Annotated in this window: 16 protein-coding genes and 3 tRNA genes; 2 read left to right on the top strand and 17 right to left on the bottom strand. The window is 58.5% G+C overall.

Going from position 1 to position 15,645, the window contains the following annotated elements:
* Window positions 1-42: 42 nt before the first annotated feature.
* The 5 genes from ruvB to HMPREF3148_RS02140 all read right to left on the bottom strand — a co-directional run bounded on the left by ruvB (window position 43) and on the right by HMPREF3148_RS02140 (window position 4,493).
* Window positions 43-1,146 carry a Holliday junction branch migration DNA helicase RuvB gene (ruvB, locus tag HMPREF3148_RS02120; RefSeq protein WP_005529216.1) on the bottom strand — a complete coding sequence of 368 codons (1,104 nt, stop codon included), beginning with the start codon at window positions 1,144-1,146 and terminating at the stop codon, window positions 43-45.
* Window positions 1,147-1,197: 51 nt separating this feature from the next.
* On the bottom strand, window positions 1,198-1,806 hold the full coding sequence (gene ruvA, locus HMPREF3148_RS02125) for a Holliday junction branch migration protein RuvA (protein ID WP_034656856.1): 609 nt from the start codon (window positions 1,804-1,806) through the stop codon (window positions 1,198-1,200).
* A 100-nt stretch (window positions 1,807-1,906) separates the two neighbouring features.
* Window positions 1,907-2,488 carry a crossover junction endodeoxyribonuclease RuvC gene (ruvC, locus tag HMPREF3148_RS02130; RefSeq protein WP_049063940.1) on the bottom strand — a complete coding sequence of 194 codons (582 nt, stop codon included), beginning with the start codon at window positions 2,486-2,488 and terminating at the stop codon, window positions 1,907-1,909.
* Window positions 2,489-2,736: 248 nt separating this feature from the next.
* Window positions 2,737-3,492 carry a YebC/PmpR family DNA-binding transcriptional regulator gene (locus HMPREF3148_RS02135; protein ID WP_046645374.1) on the bottom strand — a complete coding sequence of 252 codons (756 nt, stop codon included), beginning with the start codon at window positions 3,490-3,492 and terminating at the stop codon, window positions 2,737-2,739.
* 107 nt (window positions 3,493-3,599) lie between these two features.
* Window positions 3,600-4,493 (bottom strand): acyl-CoA thioesterase, encoded by an 894-nt coding sequence (locus HMPREF3148_RS02140; protein WP_070508612.1) that lies wholly within the window; start codon window positions 4,491-4,493, stop codon window positions 3,600-3,602.
* Between the two features lie 111 nt (window positions 4,494-4,604).
* Between HMPREF3148_RS02140 and HMPREF3148_RS02145 the strand changes: the two genes are divergently transcribed.
* Both HMPREF3148_RS02145 and HMPREF3148_RS02150 read left to right on the top strand, forming a co-directional pair.
* Entirely contained in the window at window positions 4,605-5,087 is a 483-nt protein-coding gene (locus HMPREF3148_RS02145) for a DUF3817 domain-containing protein (protein ID WP_049192624.1), read from the top strand.
* 13 nt (window positions 5,088-5,100) lie between these two features.
* On the top strand, window positions 5,101-6,369 hold the full coding sequence (locus tag HMPREF3148_RS02150; RefSeq protein WP_070508613.1) for a glycosyltransferase 87 family protein: 1,269 nt from the start codon (window positions 5,101-5,103) through the stop codon (window positions 6,367-6,369).
* A 6-nt stretch (window positions 6,370-6,375) separates the two neighbouring features.
* On the opposite strand, the gene HMPREF3148_RS02155 is transcribed toward HMPREF3148_RS02150, so the two are convergent.
* The 12 genes from HMPREF3148_RS02155 to HMPREF3148_RS02210 all read right to left on the bottom strand — a co-directional run bounded on the left by HMPREF3148_RS02155 (window position 6,376) and on the right by HMPREF3148_RS02210 (window position 15,582).
* Window positions 6,376-6,840 carry a hypothetical protein gene (locus tag HMPREF3148_RS02155; protein WP_046645370.1) on the bottom strand — a complete coding sequence of 155 codons (465 nt, stop codon included), beginning with the start codon at window positions 6,838-6,840 and terminating at the stop codon, window positions 6,376-6,378.
* A gap of 53 nt (window positions 6,841-6,893) precedes the next feature.
* Window positions 6,894-8,021, bottom strand: coding sequence for a glycosyltransferase family 4 protein (locus HMPREF3148_RS02160; RefSeq protein WP_070508614.1), 1,128 nt, complete (start codon window positions 8,019-8,021; stop codon window positions 6,894-6,896).
* A 14-nt stretch (window positions 8,022-8,035) separates the two neighbouring features.
* Window positions 8,036-9,004, bottom strand: coding sequence for a phosphatidylinositol mannoside acyltransferase (locus HMPREF3148_RS02165; protein ID WP_049063930.1), 969 nt, complete (start codon window positions 9,002-9,004; stop codon window positions 8,036-8,038).
* A 12-nt stretch (window positions 9,005-9,016) separates the two neighbouring features.
* Window positions 9,017-9,643, bottom strand: a complete 627-nt coding sequence (gene pgsA, locus HMPREF3148_RS02170) for a phosphatidylinositol phosphate synthase (RefSeq protein ID WP_005529197.1) — start codon at window positions 9,641-9,643, stop codon at window positions 9,017-9,019.
* Window positions 9,636-10,184, bottom strand: a complete 549-nt coding sequence (locus HMPREF3148_RS02175; RefSeq protein ID WP_005529196.1) for an HIT family protein — start codon at window positions 10,182-10,184, stop codon at window positions 9,636-9,638. The genes pgsA and HMPREF3148_RS02175 overlap by 8 nt, the downstream gene beginning before the upstream one ends.
* A complete protein-coding gene (thrS, locus tag HMPREF3148_RS02180) occupies window positions 10,171-12,234 on the bottom strand; it encodes a threonine--tRNA ligase (RefSeq protein WP_049063928.1) in 2,064 nt (687 codons plus the stop codon). The genes HMPREF3148_RS02175 and thrS overlap by 14 nt, the downstream gene beginning before the upstream one ends.
* Before the next feature lie 93 nt (window positions 12,235-12,327).
* The gene (locus HMPREF3148_RS02185; protein ID WP_240923076.1) at window positions 12,328-13,629 is read right to left on the bottom strand and encodes a Dyp-type peroxidase; all 1,302 of its coding nucleotides are present in this window, start codon (window positions 13,627-13,629) and stop codon (window positions 12,328-12,330) included.
* Between the two features lie 56 nt (window positions 13,630-13,685).
* Window positions 13,686-14,357, bottom strand: a complete 672-nt coding sequence (locus HMPREF3148_RS02190) for a copper chaperone PCu(A)C (protein ID WP_049146477.1) — start codon at window positions 14,355-14,357, stop codon at window positions 13,686-13,688.
* Window positions 14,358-14,374: 17 nt separating this feature from the next.
* Window positions 14,375-14,938: a copper resistance CopC family protein gene (locus HMPREF3148_RS02195; protein WP_049146474.1), complete on the bottom strand. Its 564-nt coding sequence runs from the start codon at window positions 14,936-14,938 to the stop codon at window positions 14,375-14,377.
* Window positions 14,939-15,289: 351 nt separating this feature from the next.
* Window positions 15,290-15,365 (bottom strand) — tRNA-Gly (locus HMPREF3148_RS02200).
* 45 nt (window positions 15,366-15,410) lie between these two features.
* A tRNA-Val gene (locus HMPREF3148_RS02205) sits at window positions 15,411-15,482 on the bottom strand.
* A gap of 29 nt (window positions 15,483-15,511) precedes the next feature.
* Window positions 15,512-15,582 (bottom strand) — tRNA-Cys (locus HMPREF3148_RS02210).
* Window positions 15,583-15,645: the final 63 nt, after the last annotated feature.

Here is a 15,645-nt window from a genome sequence, read left to right on the forward strand (position 1 = left end):
AGACTCCGTGACCAAAAACTCCATAGACATCACACCCTTGCACTAGAAGAGCACCTCCCCTAGCGTTCCCTCCGGCGGTTCCAAACCGATGTGCCGCCACGCCGCGGCAGTTGCCACACGACCGCGGCCTGTGCGGGCAATCATGCCGGCACGAACAAGGTAAGGCTCGCACACTTCCTCCACAGTGGAGGGCTCCTCGCCCACTGCCACAGCCAGGGTATTTACACCGACTGGGCCACCACCGTGGCCCTTGATCAAGGCTTCCAGGACGGCCCGGTCGAGGCGATCTAGCCCCATTTCATCGACGTCGAAGACAGCAAGGGCGCCTTGGGCGGCCGCTAGATCAATGTGTCCATCACCGTTTACCTCAGCGAAGTCACGGACTCGTCGCAGCAAACGGTTGGCAATACGCGGGGTTCCTCGTGAACGAGAACCAATCTCAACCGCCGCGTCTTGGTCAATCTCCACATCAAGAATGGTGGCGGCACGGGTAATGACCTTGGTCAAATCTGCGGTGTCGTAGTACTCCATCTGGGCCGTAAAACCGAAGCGGTCACGCAACGGTCCCGTGAGCATGCCGGCGCGCGTAGTGGCACCAACGAGAGTAAATGGCGGAATCTCCAGGGGAATCGAAGTGGCACCCGGACCTTTACCCACGATGACGTCAATACGGAAGTCCTCCATCGCCATATAGAGCATCTCCTCCGCAGGGCGGGCGATGCGGTGGATCTCGTCGATGAAGAGGACGTCGCCTTCCATCAGGTTCGACAGCATCGCTGCGAGGTCGCCTGCGCGTTCCAAAGCTGGACCCGATGTCATACGCAGTGATGTGCCAAGTTCTTGGGCAATGATCATCGCCATGGTGGTCTTACCCAGGCCGGGTGGGCCCGAAAGCAGCACGTGGTCTGGAGTGACGCCGCGATTCTTAGCGCCATTGAGCACCAAGGACAGCTGCTCGCGCACCTTAGGTTGGCCGATGAACTCGTCGATGGACTTAGGGCGCAAGGAGCGCTCGATGTCGTGTTCACCTTGCTGCTTTGTGGCATCGACGTCAGCATTGCGCGCCGCGGACATGCTGGAGGTAGTGCTTTGCCCAGCTACCAGGCCGTCCGGTAACTGAAACTCAGTGCGTTCTACGTCTGACATGTCTTTATACCCTTTGTTTAGATTGTTGCGCGCTGACTCTGACAGCGGAGACTATTTCTTACGTCCCAATTGTGCCAGTGCACCACGAAGGACAACCGCCGTTTCTGCGGCTGACTCCTCCGCCACGATGCCCTCCACGACTGGACGGGCGGCTTTGTCGGTGAAACCGAGTCCAACGAGTGCCTCCACCACTTGGTCGACCACCGGCCCATGGGCCACCGCCGCGGAGGCTTCCTGCCCTGGCTGGGCCTGAGGCGCAAAGGCGCTGACCTTATCCCTCAGCTCGAGTGCGAGGCGCTCTGCCATGCGCTTGCCGACGCCCGGAATAGTTTGCAGCGTCTTCGCATCGCCGGAGGAAATGGCCTGAGCTAGCTGGCTTGGCCCCATAACAGATAGCGCCGCCAGCGCCAGCTTGGGTCCGAGCCCAGAGACGGTCTGGAGGACGTGGAACATATCGCGGTCCTCATCGTTGCTAAAGCCGTAAAGGGTCATGGAATCTTCCTTGACCACCATCGAGGTCAGCACAGTTGCTTCATCGCCCCGGCGCAAAGTGCCGAGGGTCACTGGCGTAGCAAGAAACTTGTAACCAACGCCAGCACATTCGATGACGGCATGATCAAGGCTGATGGACAACACCGTTCCGCGTAGTGATGCAATCACAGCGTCAGCTCCTTTTCTTTATTCTTTCTGCTAGTTCCTAGCTCAGTAATTTTTCTATCAAGATTTTGCGTGTGGCATAGCGCTGCGTATGTCAGCGCGGCTATACGCTACTGGCTGGTCGCGGCTTCTTTGCCCGGCCTTTCACGCCACTCGTCTTCGGCCATGTGCCCGTGTTCTGCCCTATTCGAGCCAAGGCTGGGGCACGCCAGCAGTGACAAACTGCTAGGGCCAAGGCATCTGCGGCATCCGCCGGCTTGGGTGGTTCGCCCAAACCAAGGATGCGCGTAATCATCGCGGTCATTTGCTTCTTGTCTGCCCGGCCGTTGCCAGAGATAGCCTTCTTCACCTCTGACGGGGTGTACATATGCACCGGAATGTCGCGCTCAGCGGCGGCTAGGACCACCACGCCAACGACGTGCGCGGTTTGCATCACCGTGGATACTTCACCACGTTCGAAGACTCGCTCGATAGCAACCACATCCGGCTTGTAGTCCTCCATCCACTCTTTGACAGCTATGGAAAGACGCAAAAGACGCTCAGTAAGCTCCTTATCGCTGGGGGTACGGGCAACACCGACCGCCACAGGTATCACCGAGCGACCACGCCCTGCTTGCACCACAGAAAGACCACACCGGGTAAGACCAGGGTCTATCCCCATGACGCGCAGGCCTTCCAGATTCACAGCTAACCCCCTCCTAGTCTGGACAATCTCTTTGCGCCTAGACGGGCGCAACAGCGAAAAGAACTAAAGTGAATTCACAGTCCAGTCAATCATACACACACATGTTCTAAGAATGTGCAGGGGCAGAGAGCCTGCGATAGTAAAACGCAAACACGCCCGAGCAGTGCAATCATGCGCGGGCGCGTTTTAAACCTTGTTTAGACCTTGTCTAGTGAGAATCTGCGCGTGTAGATCCCACAGCAAGCAGTTTAGTCCTGCTCGAGTTCTGCCAAGACAGCCTCAGAAAGGTTCATGTTGGTGTAGACGTTCTGCACGTCATCAGAATCTTCGAGGGCGTCGATCAGGCGGAAGATCTTGCGGGCATCGTTTGCCTCGAGCGGAACCTCGACGGAAGCACGGAAGTCGGTGTCATTATCGTCGACCTCGATACCAGCCTCGGTGAGGGCTTCCTTCACTGCCGGAATATCACCAGGTGCGCAAACTACCTCGAACTTCTCGCCGAGGTCATTGACCTCTTCAGCGCCTGCTTCCAGAACTGCCATCAGGACGTCATCCTCGGTCAGCTCGCCCTTGTTGACCAAGACAAGGCCGGTGCGGGAGAACATGTAGGCCACGGAGCCAGACTCGCCCAGGTTGCCGCCGTTCTTGGACATTGCGGTGCGAACATCGGTGGCTGCACGGTTGCGGTTATCGGTAAGGCACTCGATGAGCATTGCCACACCGTTCGGGCCATAGCCCTCGTACATGATGGTCTCCCAGTCAGCACCGCCGGCCTCTTCGCCGGAGCCGCGCTTGCGGGCGCGCTCGATGTTATCGTTCGGCACGGAGGCCTTCTTGGCCTTCTTGATCATGTCATCGAGAGTCGGGTTAGCAGCCGGATCGCCACCACCGGTGCGGGCCGCGACCTCGATGTTCTTAATCAGCTTGGCAAATTCCTTGCCGCGCTTGGCATCGTTAGCAGCCTTCTTGTGCTTGGTAGTAGCCCATTTGGAGTGTCCGGACATTTCATCCCTTTCATTGTGGCTCTATGAAACTGCCTGCAATTATACGGACGGGCGTAGAGCAGTTAAAACAGCCCCCACCGTTTTCCGGCGTTTGAGTAAGTGTTTTTCTAGACGTTTTGCCAATTGCCGTTGTGCGAGCCTATCTGCATGCCCTCGCGCACGGTTCGGGTAAGCCCTTCCTGGACCACCACGGCAACCAAATCCCCGCCCTGGTTAAAGATCTTTCCGGTGGCCAAACCGGTCGCATTTTGCGCGGATGGTGATTCCTGCACATACAGCAACCACTCATTAACGCGCACTGGACGCAGGAACCAGATCGAGTGATCCAGGCTGGCAAGCTGTACTTGCTCGCCTTGATGTGGCAGCAGCGAAGCACGGATTAAGGTCATGTCAGACATATAGGCAAGTGCCGCACAGTGGGCATCCTGGCTGCTTGCTGACGCCGCAAATTCTGGCGAGGTGTTGCGGAACCACACGTAGCGGAACCCAGCGCCTGTGGCTTCTGCAAGTTCAGGGTCACGGCTTTCCTGCGGGACCAAACGGATATCCCAGTCTTCCCACTCGCGCAGGATGATGCGGGTGGAATAAGGAGCACCACCGCCGGCGGCTGCAGCCTCCTCCGGGCCCATAACCTCCGGCATGGCGTCCTGGTGCTCAGGACCAAAGTCATCGGCGATGTGGAAACCCGCGTTGAGCATGAAAATCAGGCGATCATCTTGGAAGAGGCGCACCTGACGGGTAGCAAAAGAGCGGCCGTCCCGCACGCGCTCTACCTCAGCACGCGCAGGCGCGGCGGCATCACCCGGGCCCACGAAGTAGCCATGCAAGGAATGCACGAGCTTTCCTTCAACGGTGTGCTGGGCTGCAGCGAGCGCCTGGGCTACCACCTGCCCGCCAAAGGTGCGCGCAATCTGGGACGGAACCATGGGCACGGAAAAGACATCACCCTGAGCCTTTTCGTTCAGCGGCGCTAAATCAATAACCTCGCACACCTTAGCCATTACCTACGCGGGACTCCTCTCTTTGCTCAACGCGCAACATTAACGTGCGTTCTTCACATGCAACCCTGCCAACTTTACCTGTGCGCCGGGCTAGCGCGTAGGATATGCCGCATGACATTTCTACGCCCTGCTGGCTTGCACCGCGTCGTTGCCTACCTAGAGATGTTCACGTGGGCATTTCTTATTTTCTCTATGGTTTTGAAGTACTCCGGCGTGACGGAGGCTTTAACTCCTATCGCTGGCGGTATCCACGGTTTTGGTTTCCTCTGCTTCATCGTCGTGGGCGTCATGGTGTGGATCAACAACAAGTGGTCCTTTGGCCTGGGCATGTTGGGGCTAATCGTTTCGGTCATACCTTTTGCCGCGCTCCCGTTTGCGCTTTGGGTGGACAAGCACGATAAGTTCCTGCCGCATTGGCGCTTTAACGATTCTGAGCAGCCACATGGTCTTGCCGAGCAACTTTTGGCCCAGGTAGTGCGCTTCCCAGTGCGCACTCTGAGCGTGTTCGTCGTAATCATTGCGCTGGTCTTTGGCGTTCTGCTGATGCTCGGGCCACCCGTCGATGTCGAATCCACTATCGAGTCGAACATCTAATAGCATCACTTAGGTGAAAATTTTTTGTTCCGTTCCAGCAGTATGGACTGGCTGGATTTGTTTCCGGCTTATCCTCATCGGACTACTGAAATGGAATTACGTCCCGCTAGGAGATATCTCCTATTACTTCTCCGGGCGTTTTGGGGCGAACTCCTCGGATATGACAGAGTACCCGCCCCCTGGCACGTGGCCTTCGATTCTCGTCGGCTGGTTGAGCGGCCCGAATCAGACCAGCTTTACCGTTATTTTTACAGGGCTATGCCTGCTTGTCGACGCCGCTTTCCTCATGGTCTTGCTTCACGGCTGGCGCCGCAAGCCGCAGGCCTTCGTCGCCGCATGGTTTTGGGTTATCTTTGGAACCGCAGTGGGTCAGGTCTTTGTCTGGCGCCTCGATATTTTTCCGGCTCTGGCGGTTGCTGCCGCAGGAGTGCTTCTTGGCCGCAACTCGCGGCTTGCGGCGGCGCTGCTTGGCCTTGCCACCACGATGAAGCTGTGGCCGGGCGTGCTCGCCGCAGGCCTGGTTGGCCGCTTCAATGCCCGTGCGACTTGGCAGCGCCTTAGCGCGTTCGTCGCTTCCATCGTGGGCATTTGCCTGCTCGTCATCGCCTTCAATGACGTCGAGCGCCTTATCTCCCCGCTGCGCTACCAAGAGGTGCGCGGACTGCAGGTGGAATCGATACCTGCAACGCTTCCGGTATTTGCCTCGCATCTTTTCCCGGACACTTGGTCCATCAGCTACGCTGCCTCCAAGAGTTTTGAAATCACCGGCCCTTGGGTTAGCGCGCTGTTAGTTCTTAGCAACGTTTTGACTTTGGCGATGCTGTTTTTCGCCATCGGTTTCGCACTCATGCGCTTCCGCAACGGCAACTGGGGTGCGCGCAGCACGCTGGCCTTTTTCATCACGATGATCTGCCTGCTATTTATCAGCAACAAGGTCTTTTCCACCCAGTACATCACCTGGCTCGGCCCAATCTTGGCGGTAGCGCTCAAGGATGCCTGGCCGCATGCTTCATCAGTTGCGCATCAACATATCGACGAAAAAGTAGGCACAGTGCTGCGCAACCTCGCACTGTGCACGCTTGCTGCGGCGGCACTGGGCACACTGGTCTACCCGTTCAACTATGACTCGGTGCTCGACGCGGGCCGCGGCGGCCTCTTCCCTGCCTTCTTGTTGCTGGCGCGCAACATGCTCATCCTCGTGATGACAGGCCTTGCTTTCTCTTGGCTGCGCTTGGAGCTCAAGCGCGAAAATACTAGCTCTACCAAGCAAGAAGCTCAGTAGCAGGAACTACTCAGTAATCCGTAGCTGGCTGATCTCGAAGAACTCCGGCAGCGGTGCCGTACCTCCCAGGCGGAAGATGCGCACAAGGGGGCGTAGGCGTAGCGAGCGGGTATCGCTGACCGCTTCGTTGTAAAAGCGATGAGCAAGGTGGATGCGCCCCTCGGCGTCGGCAAGCAATGCGGGACGCTCAGCAAAGCGCTCGTTGACCGCGATAGACAGCGCCCGCTCGTGGGCCGAACGCGTCTCAAAATGGCCCTGGGCAAGCTCGCTCGACTCCGCGCGGGAGGCAACCTCCTCCAGCTCCGGCGCTAGCGCTGCCACGACGGCGGCGCGGCGGTCAAGGGTGGCCTCCAGCTGCACCAAAGCCGCATCCGTGCGGATGTGCAGCGAGTTCAGCCGCTGCGCGGTGAAATAGGCCCACATCAAGATGAGCACGAGCGCGACGATCGCGATAACCAGTTCTACTGCCATAGTCTTTTCCTGCTCTTAAATCCGATGTAGATAAAGGGCGGCAACGCCCGCTGCTACTTGGTGCGGACCTTAGTTCCGTCCTGCACGGTCTCATAAACCTGCATCACGGCAGCGGCCACGTGGTCCCAATCGTAGGTGCGAGCGCGCTGGGTACCGGCTTCAATTAAAGCATTGCGCTTATCTTTGTCCTGCAGCACAAGGTTGAGCACCCGCGCCAGATCACGGGCATCCTCGTTGCGGAACAACGCACCGGCGGGGGTCTCAGAATCTGCGTCGCAAACGGCCGCAAACGCCTCAAGATCGGAAGCTACCACCGCGCAGCCTGCGGCCATGGCCTCTACCAGGACGATGCCGAAGCTTTCGCCGCCGGTGTTAGGAGCGACATAGATATCAGCGCGGCCGAGGATCTCCGCCTTTTCCACATCGCTCACGCGGCCAACGAAGTCCACGCCCTCGACCTCTCGCGGGCGGCCGCCGCCCATGACGGTGACCTTGACGTCCGTCTCCACCATCGTGAGGGCTTCCAGCAGAATATCCAGGCCCTTGCGTGGCTCGTCGAGACGCCCCAAGAATACAATCTCGGGCACCTTCTGCCCGGATTGGCCTGGCTGGCTTTCTTGTTCACGATCCGCCGCGACACGCTTGCGGGCCGCCGCGTACACGGAGGTATCCACGCCATTCGGAATAAGTACTGGGTCGCCGCCTAGCTGTTCTACCTGCCAGCGGCGGGCCATCTCTGAGACGGCAATGCCGCCGCGCACCTTTTCCAGGATTGGTGTGAGGAAAGGCTTGGCCAGCTTCAGCACGAGCGAGCTAGAAGCCGAGGCGTGGTAGGTCGCGACGATAGGACCTTTGGCTTGTGCCAGCGCCACCATGGAGTAGCTCGGCGAGTTCGGCTCGTGGATGTGCAGCACGTCGAAGTTGCCGTGTTCAATGAACTTCTTGACGTTGCGCTTTACCTGCGGGCCTACGGACAAGCGGGCCACGGAGCCGTTGTAGGTAATCGGAATCGCGCGCCCGCCCTTCATGACAAAGCTCGGCAGCTGTGTCTCCGGCGCTGCCGGGCCAAGGACCTCCACGTGGTGGCCTTGCTCGATAAAGACGGTGGCCAAATCCAGGATGTGGGCTTGCACGCCGCCTGGCTCGTCAAAGGAATACGGGCATACGATTCCGATACGCACTACTGCCTACTTCCTTACTTTTTACCGTTATCTTCGAGCTTTTCTTGGGACGTACGCTTGTCCTTGGCTGCGCGGCGTGCAGCGCGATCGGCCGCGCGGCGTTTAACGTCTACATTCCACTGCGGCTGCAGCATATGCCAGTCCGCCGGGTGGGCCTTGATGTTTGCGGCGAAGCCATCGGCCAGGCGTTGGGTGGTCTCCTGCACATTGGTGACCTCCACCTGCGGGCTGACGGAAAGGCCCCAGCCTTCATCCTCGAACCAGGAGTGGACCACGTGCAATGCTGCCCCGGTTTCCATGGCCAAGCGGGCCGGTCCGGCAGCCATGTTGGCTTCCTCGCCCATGAAGTCGACCGTGACGCCAGTGCGAGTGAGGTCGCGCTCGGCCAACAGGCAGACCACACCACCTGCTTCCAAGACTTCCTTGAGTCGGCCAAAAGGTGAGGTCTTCTCTCCTGTCAGAGCGAGAACCTCAAAGCCTAGGGACTCGCGGAAGTCCACGAAGGCGTCGAAAAGCACCTCCGGCTTGAGCCTTTCTGCAACCGTTGTGAATTGGCCATAGTGGCCCACCAGAAACACCCCGGCCATGTCCCAGTTACCAGTGTGTGGAAGCGTGAGGATGACGCCTTTGCCGCGGGCCACGGAGTCGTCGAAGTTCTCTAAGCCCTGCAAACCGGAAAGCAGCTTGGCGTGCAGATCCGGGTCCTGATGGATCGACGGCAGGCAGAATGCCTCCCGCCAGTAGCGCATATAGGAACGCATAGAATTGCGCACCAACTCGCGCGTGACGTTTTCTGGGCCCACCACTCGCGCTAAGTTTTGGCGCAATTGCTCCATGCCTCGGCCATCATCGCTGGCGCGGTCTGCACCCCAGTCAAAAAGGCGCTTGGCCCACTTCTCCGGCAACAAACGCACCAGCCGCCAACCGGCTAAATAGCCGGCGGCAGCCAGTTGTTCGCGGTTTAGTCCAGGAACAAGGGCCATGGGCGTTAATCCTTAAAGATCTGGGGTGAAGCGGGCCTTCGTGTCCTGGCGGGCGGCCTGGACCATGCGCTGAATGATGGTAAAAATGGAACCGAATACAAGGATCCACAGGGCGATCTCGATGGCGCCGGGAACGCCCAGGCCCTCCAAGCCGATGCCGCCGAGGCCGATGATGAGGCGCTCTGGGCGCTCGATCAGACCGCCGACCATCTTGAAGCCAGAAGCCTCGCCGCGGGCCTTGATATAGGAAATGACCTGCGAAGAAACCAGCACGATGAGGCAGGCCACCACGTGGATGGGGCGAGCGTTATCGACGTAGACCAGCCAGTACAAGATGGCAGCAAACAGGGCGCCGTCGGTGATGCGATCACAGGAGGCGTCGAGAGTCGCGCCAAACTTGGACCCGCCCGTGGTCATGCGCGCCATCGTGCCGTCAAGCATGTCGAAGGCCGCAAAGAGACCAGAGAGCACCGCTGCCGCGAACAGGTGATCCAGAGGAATGCAGACGACTGCGATAGCAATGGTGACAAGAGTGCCGACGATGGTGACCATGTTGGGGGTCAGCCCCATCTTCAGAAACAGCTTTGCCACGGGTTCCACGACGACTGCCGCTGGCTTTCGCCCGTGAACGCTAAGCATGCGAATCCTCCTCATCGATCTCCCGCCAGCCTTGGGCCAAAAGGGCGCGAGTCTCTTGTAATAACTGAGGCAACACTTTAGTGCCCTCCAAGACAGTCATAAAGTTGCTGTCACCGGCCCACCGGGGAACCACATGCAAATGTAAGTGATCTCCCACGGAACCGCCAGACGCCTTGCCCAGGTTGAAGCCCACGTTGATTGCTTCCGGCTTGGACACGCGCTTTAAAACACGTACCGCCTTTTGGGCGAAGGCCATCAGCTCGTGGGATTCCTCTAGAGTCAAGTTCTCCAGCTGGGATTCCTTGCGATAAGGCACCACCATTAAATGTCCCGAGTTATAGGGAAAAAGGTTCAGCAAAGCGTAGACATACTCGCCCCGGGCAATAATCAGCCCGTCCTCATCGCTGCCCTTGGGAGCCTCAACGAAGGGGTCCTTCGAACGCTTCGAGATATACGCCATTCGGTAGGGAGCCCACAGCCGCTCAAGGCGGTCTGGTTCCCCTGCCCCGGAATCGACGTATTGCTCGTTAGCGTCGTGCACTGATCAACTCTTCGTTCGGCTGTTCGTTGATGCGCTCAGCAACCCATGCGGCGATGAGCTCGATAGCCTCATCCACCGGCACGCCGTTGACCTGCGAACCGTCCAGGAAGCGGAAGGAGACGGCGTTGGCGTCGACGTCGCGCTCGCCGGCGAGCAGCATGAAAGGCACCTTGCCGGTGGTGTGGTTGCGGATCTTCTTCTGCATGCGGTCGTCAGAGGTATCCACATCGGCACGGATGCCGCGCTTGCGCAGCTTCGCAGCGATGGCCTCGAGGTGCGGCGAGAACTCGTCTGCGACCGGGATGCCCACGACCTGATGTGGGGCCAGCCAAGCTGGGAAAGCACCGGCGTAGTGCTCGAGAAGCACGCCAAAGAAACGCTCGATGGAGCCGAACAGCGCGCGGTGAATCATGATCGGACGCTGCTTGGTGCCGTCGGACGCGGTGTACTCCAGCTCGAAGCGCTCCGGCAGGTTGAAGTCCAGCTGAACCGTGGACATCTGCCAGGTACGACCGATGGCATCGCGTGCCTGAACGGAAATCTTCGGGCCGTAGAAAGCTGCACCAGCTGGGTCCGGAACCAGCTCGAGGCCGGACTTTTCAGCAACGGACTGCAGGATGGAAGTAGAGCGCTCCCAAATCTCATCGGAGCCCACGTACTTGTTCGGATCCTTAGTGGACAGCTCCAGATAGAAGTCATCCAAGCCATAATCCTTGAGCAAGGAGATGATGAAGTCCAAGACCTTGGTCAGCTCATCTTCCAGCTGCTCCGGGGTGCAGTAGATGTGGGAGTCATCCTGGGTAAAGCCGCGCGCACGCGTGAGACCGTGGATAACGCCGGACTTCTCGTAGCGGTAGACCGTACCGAATTCAAAAAGGCGCAGCGGAAGCTCGCGGTAGGAACGGCCACGGGATGCGAAGATGAGGTTGTGCATCGGGCAGTTCATCGGCTTCGCGTAGTAATCCTGCGGTTGCTTGGTGCAGTTGCCGTCCTCGTCGTACTCACCATCGAGCTGCATCGGCGGGAACATACCGTCGGCGTAGAAGTCCAGGTGGCCGGACTTCTTGAACAGGTCACCCTTGGTCAGGTGCGGGGTGGAAACAAAGGAGTAGCCGTCCTGGATGTGGCGACGACGGGAGTGTTCTTCCATCTCCATGCGCACAACGGCGCCGTTAGGGTGGAAGACCGGGAAGCCGGAGCCAATCTCGTCCGGGAAGGAGAAAAGGTCAAGCTCCTGGCCCAGACGGCGGTGATCGCGCTTCTCAGCCTCAGCGATCATGTGCTGGTAGGCCTCGAGGGCCTCCTTGGACTCGAAAGCCGTGCCGTAGATGCGCTGCAAGCCAGCCTTTGACTGGTCACCGCGCCAGTAAGCAGCCGAAGAACGGGTCAGAGTGAAAGCCGGGATGTACTTGGTGGTTGGCAGGTGCGGGCCACGGCACAGGTCAAACCATTCGACCTCGCCGGTACGCGGGTTGATGTTGTCGTAGTGCGTGAGATCGCCTGCGCCCACCTCTGCTGCTTCATCAGAATCTGGGTCGACGTTGCCCTTGTCCTGAATGAGTTCGAGCTTGAAGGGCTCGTCGGCAAGTGCGGCCTCTGCCTCTTCGTTGGAAGAGTAAACGCGACGCTCGAAGCGCTGGCCAGTTTTAATGATATTCTTCATGCGCTTCTCGATGGCCTTCAGCGCTTCAGGGGTGAAGGGCTCATCGGTCTGAAAGTCGAAGTAGAAGCCGTTCTCGATGGCCGGACCGATGCCCAACTTGGTGCCAGGGAACTCGGCCTGCACAGCCTGTGCCATCACGTGTGCGGTGGAGTGGCGGATGACGGCGCGGCCGTCCTCCTCGCTAGCCGCGACAGGAGTGAACTCTGCGTCGACTGCCGGGGTGTGCGAAAGGTCGTAGAGCACTCCATCGGTGCCGCGAACGACGACGACTGCCTCGGGCCCCTTGTTGGGGAGCTCAAGCTCTCGCATCGCTGCGCCTACTGCAGTGCCAGCAGGCACCTTAAAAGGCTCATAGTTCACTGGTACAGCTGGAATCATTTCCGCCATGACTAGTTGCGCTCCTTATGCGCTCACGCTTCGATCGACATACCTGGCCGACCAAAGCTAATTCAAGAGTTACAGCGTGAAAGTCTACCCTGCCTAGGTCTCAAGCAACGATTCGCCCCAGTACGACCCGCCTGAGGTTCCGGCAGGTACGTAATACATGGCGGAGCCGATGTGTGTAATCCATGTATTGAGCTGATCCTGCTCATCAAGGCGGGCCTGGATGGGCTCGAATTGCTTGGTTGGATCCTTCTGGAAGCAGATGAAAATCTGGCCGGCGTTGCTTAACTCGCCCGGGTTATCTGGCGATGGTGCCAAGTTGAAGTTGAAAGGTCGGCGCAGAATCTTCTGCTCTGGGTGGTCTTTTGGCGGATGGGCGCGGGCGACGTGCGAGGACGGATCGATGGCTTTCAATCCAAAGGAGTCGCGGGCTTCAAGGTCTACTGGGTCGAATTCATCCGTTCCGTGCATTGGCGCACCGGTGTCGAGCTTGCGACCAGTGGATGCCTCACGCGCGGCACGATCGAGTTCTTCCCAGGTGTCAAGGTTCATGTGGATGCGACGGACCACCATGGCGGTTCCGCCGGCGAAACGACCTTCGTCGATCCAGACTTGGTCCATGAATTCCTCGTGCGTATGAGGATTCACCGTGCCGTCTTTCTGCCCAAAGAGATTACGGGCAGTCTCCCCTTTTGCAGCCGAACCATTGGCGTGGCCAAAGCCCTGCTGTACCCAAGCTGTTTCCGCATAGCTTGAGCTAGCTCGAGTCATGTGCCGCATTACGAATGCGGTGGTTAAGGGATCATCACTGCAAATCTGCAGAACCACGTCGGTCTGGCCCCACTCCGGACGGAGCTTATCGCGGCTGTATTTACGAACATCGCCCAGCCATTCAGGCTTTTCGGCCCCTGTCTTGGCGAAGAAGCCTTCGCCCCAGCCGCACGTGATGGTGAGGCTGGCCGGTGTCTGAGTCAGCTCGGTTTCGAGGCTGCCGACTGGATTTTCAGCCGTACACAGGCGGCGTGCGTCCTCAGTCCACAAACGCATGAGCGCCTTAGCACCTCGTGCGGTGGTCTTCGTTTTGAGGTTGAAACCCACTAAGGCTACGTGGGCCTGAGGTGGGGTCTCAATGCCTGCTTGGTGCTCACCGTCGAAGGCCACGATGTCATCGCCCATGATGGGGGCGGCGTCGGGCGCGGCGTCTTGTCCAGCAGACTCACTGCCCTCCGCGCAGCCCGCCACTACCAGCGCGCTCGCCGCTACAGCGCCACCCACAAGAAGTCCGCGGCGGCTGAGCGCAAGCGCCACATCACCCGATTGCGGTGGCAAGGAGGCTGGGCTGCCTGCCGTCTCGCTGGGGGTGAAGGATGCGGTGATTGGGGTAGATTCTGCAGACATCGTGATGTTTCCTCCTAAAACGGTATGCCTCGACGGTGGACCTTCTAGCGATGCTCTTAGTGAGCGTGCTTTGCTTCGCTAGTGTTAGCCGCCTCGCTCATGTGATCGCCGTGCATGTGCTCGCCACTCATCCCAGAACCGTGAGCATGGCCGTGCTGGTGACCGGACATGTCACCGTAGTTCTCATCACCAGCGCCAATTTCTCGAACCGGCAGCTCCCCTAGCTCAACCTTGGAGCCGTCAGAAAGCAACAGAGTGACCTCAACCTTCTCGCCGGCCATGACTGGTTCTTTAACGCCCATGAGCATCAGGTGCTCACCACCTGGCTTCAACTCAGCAGACTCACCAGCTGCAATCTTGAGGCCGCCGCTCTTTTCCCGCATGACGCCATCTACGACCTCATGGATCTGGTACATGTCAGCCTCAATCGAGGAAGTAAAACCGGTCACGGTGATGTCCTTATCAGAACCGTTGTGGATGCTGCCGAAGATAGCCGTCATGTCAGAATCCTCAGCCATCGCGCGAACGACACCGTCATGGATATGAATGTCGCCAGCTTCCGCGTGCTTAGATTCAGCACCAGAAGTCGCAGAGGAGGACGCAGCCGAGGTTGCCGCCGTGGACTCTTGCGAGGAGGAAGCGGTGGAATCTTGCTCACTGTTCGAGCAACCAGCCAAAGCCAAAGCACTTACGGCAACGGCAGACAAAACAAACTTGCGGGTCTTCATTAAAAATCCTTCTATATCTAGGAGTTGAGATCGTTGCTACGGCGCATCTTCGCACCTGCCATGATGACGGCCGCTACCACGGCAAAGAGGGCTACTGCGGCGAGAGCCCACTTAGCAGCGGATGGCAGACCACTTGGGTCTGCGGCATCGGCTGCATCGGCGGCAGACGAGGATTCAGCTACCTCATTGCTGCCTGCCTCACCAGCCACAGTGAAAGGTACTGAGCCGCGAGTAGCGTGACCATCAGAAGAAGTTATTTGGAAACCAACCTGGTACTCGCCCGGTCCTGGTTTAACGTCTTCGGGCACCTCGACCGTGAGTTCACGGTCATTGAGGGTCGGCTCGGCGTCGAAAAGCACAGCTCCGGTTTTAGTGTTGGTAACGGCAAAGGTATTGAAACCTTCTTTAGGTACCGCCGAGAATTCCAAAGTGATTTCCTGTGGAAACTCCTCAAGAGGAGCATCGTTCACGACGTTGCCGCCGATGACCGAGTCATGCGCGAGCGCGCTCGGAGCGGTCAGAGCCACCATCGATGCCGCAGCACTTGCAGCAAAAATACGGGCTGAACGGCGAAAATGCATGAAAGCCTCCTCTTAAGGCGGGGTGCGAACTATCGATCACATGCTATAGCCGCCGCACTCGCAGTAGTTAATTTCGCGCTTTGGTCAATGGGCGAGAGCAAAGCCTCGGTTGTGGAGGCCGTGGCTCTTTTCACCAAGTAAACCGCGCAGCAAAATTATTCAGCTTTAGCGACAGCTGCATAGTAGTCGCAGGCTTCCTCGGTTAAGTTCCCCCAACTATTGAAAATGTGTCCCATCACACGATCCGCAGCCTATATTCCCCTTATAAGGGCTTAGGACTAAGGACTAAGTAACAGACACTAGGAGGGATCAAAAAGAAGCCTTCCTGCGCAATGCATGGAAGGCTTCCAGTGGAGCGGATGACGAGACTCGAACTCGCGACCCTCACCTTGGCAAGGTGATGCGCTACCAACTGCGCTACATCCGCATTTGGGATCCTTATCGGACCCCACTAGGTGCTTTAAGCACCTAGTGCGCGATACTGGGATTGAACCAGTGACCTCTTCCGTGTCAGGGAAGCGCTCTCCCGCTGAGCTAATCGCGCTCAACGCTCATAAACGCGTCAAAAAATTGAGGTGGAAACGGGAATCGAACCCGTGTGCACGGTTTTGCAGACCGTTGCCTCACCACTCGGCCATTCCACCGTGGCGATACCGCCTCACACACTAATGTGTTGGAGCGGATGACGAGACTCGAACTCGCGACCC

It is taken from the genome of Corynebacterium sp. HMSC05D08, from assembly GCF_001807215.1.
In the GTDB taxonomy this organism is placed as follows: Bacteria; Actinomycetota; Actinomycetes; order Mycobacteriales; family Mycobacteriaceae; genus Corynebacterium; species Corynebacterium striatum.

Excerpts from the sequence above, each read along its gene's own strand:
- ruvB (WP_005529216.1), bottom strand. The coding sequence starts at position 1,146 with ATGTCAGACGTAGAACGCACTGAGTTTCAGTTACCGGACGGCCTGGTA.
- HMPREF3148_RS02135 (WP_046645374.1), bottom strand. The coding sequence starts at position 3,492 with ATGTCCGGACACTCCAAATGGGCTACTACCAAGCACAAGAAGGCTGCT.
- HMPREF3148_RS02140 (WP_070508612.1), bottom strand. The coding sequence starts at position 4,493 with ATGGCTAAGGTGTGCGAGGTTATTGATTTAGCGCCGCTGAACGAAAAG.
- HMPREF3148_RS02145 (WP_049192624.1), top strand. The coding sequence starts at position 4,605 with ATGACATTTCTACGCCCTGCTGGCTTGCACCGCGTCGTTGCCTACCTA.
- HMPREF3148_RS02155 (WP_046645370.1), bottom strand. The coding sequence starts at position 6,840 with ATGGCAGTAGAACTGGTTATCGCGATCGTCGCGCTCGTGCTCATCTTG.
- HMPREF3148_RS02165 (WP_049063930.1), bottom strand. The coding sequence starts at position 9,004 with ATGGCCCTTGTTCCTGGACTAAACCGCGAACAACTGGCTGCCGCCGGC.
- pgsA (WP_005529197.1), bottom strand. The coding sequence starts at position 9,643 with ATGCTTAGCGTTCACGGGCGAAAGCCAGCGGCAGTCGTCGTGGAACCC.
- thrS (WP_049063928.1), bottom strand. The coding sequence starts at position 12,234 with ATGGCGGAAATGATTCCAGCTGTACCAGTGAACTATGAGCCTTTTAAG.
- HMPREF3148_RS02185 (WP_240923076.1), bottom strand. The coding sequence starts at position 13,629 with ATGTCTGCAGAATCTACCCCAATCACCGCATCCTTCACCCCCAGCGAG.
- HMPREF3148_RS02190 (WP_049146477.1), bottom strand. The coding sequence starts at position 14,357 with ATGAAGACCCGCAAGTTTGTTTTGTCTGCCGTTGCCGTAAGTGCTTTG.
- HMPREF3148_RS02195 (WP_049146474.1), bottom strand. The coding sequence starts at position 14,938 with ATGCATTTTCGCCGTTCAGCCCGTATTTTTGCTGCAAGTGCTGCGGCA.